The organism is Clostridium tarantellae, assembly GCF_009295725.1.
Classification (GTDB): domain Bacteria; phylum Bacillota; class Clostridia; order Clostridiales; family Clostridiaceae; genus Sarcina; species Sarcina tarantellae.
This window is the reverse complement of sequence record NZ_WHJC01000386.1, coordinates 1-2633: the sequence shown is the minus strand read 5'-3', so window position 1 is coordinate 2633 and position 2633 is coordinate 1. Positions and strand designations below refer to the sequence as shown.

Here is a 2633-nt window from a genome sequence, read left to right as displayed (position 1 = left end):
ATTTTATCCATGCCAATTAATTATTTTTTTATAATATGTACTTTATAATAATACTATAACTTGGCTTTTCTATCATTTATATTAAAACTTTTTTAATAGTTTTAATATGAAAAATCCTAAGGAAGAAATCACTGCTCCAGCTCCTAAAACAATTTTTACTGTTTTAGATAAAGGAGAAGAAGTATTATTTTTTATTTCTGTATTTTTATTTGTCTTATCAGTGTTATTTGAATTTTCTTTATTTTCTTTAACGGCTTTATCTTCAACTGCTTTATCTTCAGTTTTTACATTTTCAGCAGTTATTTCTTTATTTTTATCTTCATTTACTGCTTTAGATTCATTATTATTTGAAAATTCTTTTACAATTTCTTTATTTTCTTTAACTGTTTTATCTTCAGTATTTATACTTTCAGCAGATAGTTCTTTATCTTTATTTTCATTTACTATTTTAGATTCATTGTTATTTGAAAATTCTTTTACAATTTCTTTATTTTCTTTAGCTGATTTATCTTCAGCTTTTATATTTTTTACAACTATTTTTTCATCATAGTTTTTAATTTCATTTACTTTAACATATTCTTTTGAAGCTTTATTTTCTAAACCAGTAGAATTTTCAATAATAGCTTTAGTTTTAATATGCTTTACTTTTTCAACGGATTTTACTACTGGAGTTTTTTCAATTTTTGATTGTTTTATATGTTGAGAAGGCTCAGCTATGTTAACAGCTATTAAGTCATTAACAGGAGAAATTTTAACTTCTTCTTTTATTGTATTAGCAACATTATTGTTGTGTTCAACTTCTTTTATAACTGTTGCATCATAAATACTAGGCTTAACTGTAACAGCAGTATCTACTGAATTTTTATAATTATTTGTTACAGGTTCATTATAAAAATTATCTTCAACTTTTATATCTATAGATGGAACATTTATTATCGATGAAGTTTCTTCATATGGAGCATTTATCATTGTTGAAGTTTCTTCTATATGTTTAACATTGATAATTTCATTTACCTTATTATTTTCATCTATTGTTGTTTTATCTACATTATGTTTTTGTAATCTTCTAATTAAATCTTCATCTATTGAACTTAAACTATTATTAAAATCAATAAATTCACGTTCATATCTTTTGCTTAATGTGTTTATTGATTCTATAATTTCTTTAGATAAATTATCACTTTCTATTAATATATTATTGGCTAAATTATTTTTTATAAAATCAATTTCCTCATACTGTTCTTTACGTATTTCTACATCAGATTCTAATTTTGCTTTATTTAATTTATCTTCTAATGATCTTATTTCAGTTTTGAAATAATTTTCCATTTCATGTATTTCTTCTGGAGTTCTAATAGTATTTAACCTATGATCATCATTTGATTTTGGTAGATCTGGATGAATTAAAGTTAAATAGTAATCATTAAATTCATTATGTAATCTTTTATCAAATGATTTATATAAATTCTTAAGTTCTTCAAAGCAATCTAATTGGTTAAATTGCAATATAAACTCTGATAAAATTGATTTTTTATCAAATATATCATTAAATTTATTTTTACGTTTTTCTAAATTAGGCTCTAATTTTGCTTCATCTAATTTATTCTCTAATACTTTTATAAAATCTTTTATTTGTGTAAATTCTTCAGGAATAAAGTGTCCTTTATTTTCTTCTTTTTTTACACTAGATTGATCATCATTAGATAAAACATTTATTTTTGGTTTTTCTAAATTTTCTTTTTTAACAGTTGGTATTTCTTTCTTTTCAATAGTAGCTAATGGTTTAATTTCTTCTGAATTTATATTAGCTTTAGATTCTTCTGTTATTATATTAGAATGCTCTTCATTAACAATAACATTTGTTTTAGGTTTTTCTAAAGTTTTTTCTTCAGATGCTTGTACTTCTTTCTTTTCAACAGCTTTACCTTCATCCATATTAATAGGGTTAACTGTTTTATTCTCATCAACTACTGGAATAGATTCTATTTTTTCTTTAGATGTATCTATAACTTTTTTTTCTTCAACTTTTTCAACTGGATTTATTTTATCAGCCTCTTTATTTTTATCATCTTTTTTATTTGCATTTGGAAATTTTAAATTTAAAAAATATTCATCATATTCCTTATGATATCTCTTATTCATTTTATTAAATAAATCCCTAATTTCTTCAGACACTCCATATTTTCTTATAGCCATAGATACATGAGAAAATAAAGGACCTTTTAAATTAAAAACTTCATCATATTCTTGTCCACGTTTTTCTAAACTAGGTTCTAATTTTATTTCATCTAATCTATCTTCTATACGTGATATTCTAACCTTAAGTAAATCTTCTATTTTTTTTATTTCTTCTGGACTTTTCTTAATTGTAGCCTCTACTGATTTATTAGATTTTGCCATGACAGGAATAGTATTTACTCCACTCATAATAGTTATACTAGCTATACTTAAAGCGATAAATTTTCTTTTCATAGTTAGTCCCCCTTATTATCGACTTGTTTCGACTAATTATAACATTTTTTTTATATTCATAAATAATTTTTTTTAAAAAGTATTTTGAAAATCAATATATTTTTACCAATAATGGTTATTAATAAATTATTTTTTTTCCAAGGCAATAAAGTAATAAAAAA

At 22.4% G+C, this 2633-nt stretch carries 1 protein-coding gene; it reads right to left on the bottom strand.

Annotation, left to right across the window (positions count from 1 at the left end):
• Nucleotides 1-81: 81 nt before the first annotated feature.
• Nucleotides 82-2472, bottom strand: coding sequence for a hypothetical protein (locus GBZ86_RS14780; protein WP_152891919.1), 2391 nt, complete (start codon nt 2470-2472; stop codon nt 82-84).
• Nucleotides 2473-2633: the final 161 nt, after the last annotated feature.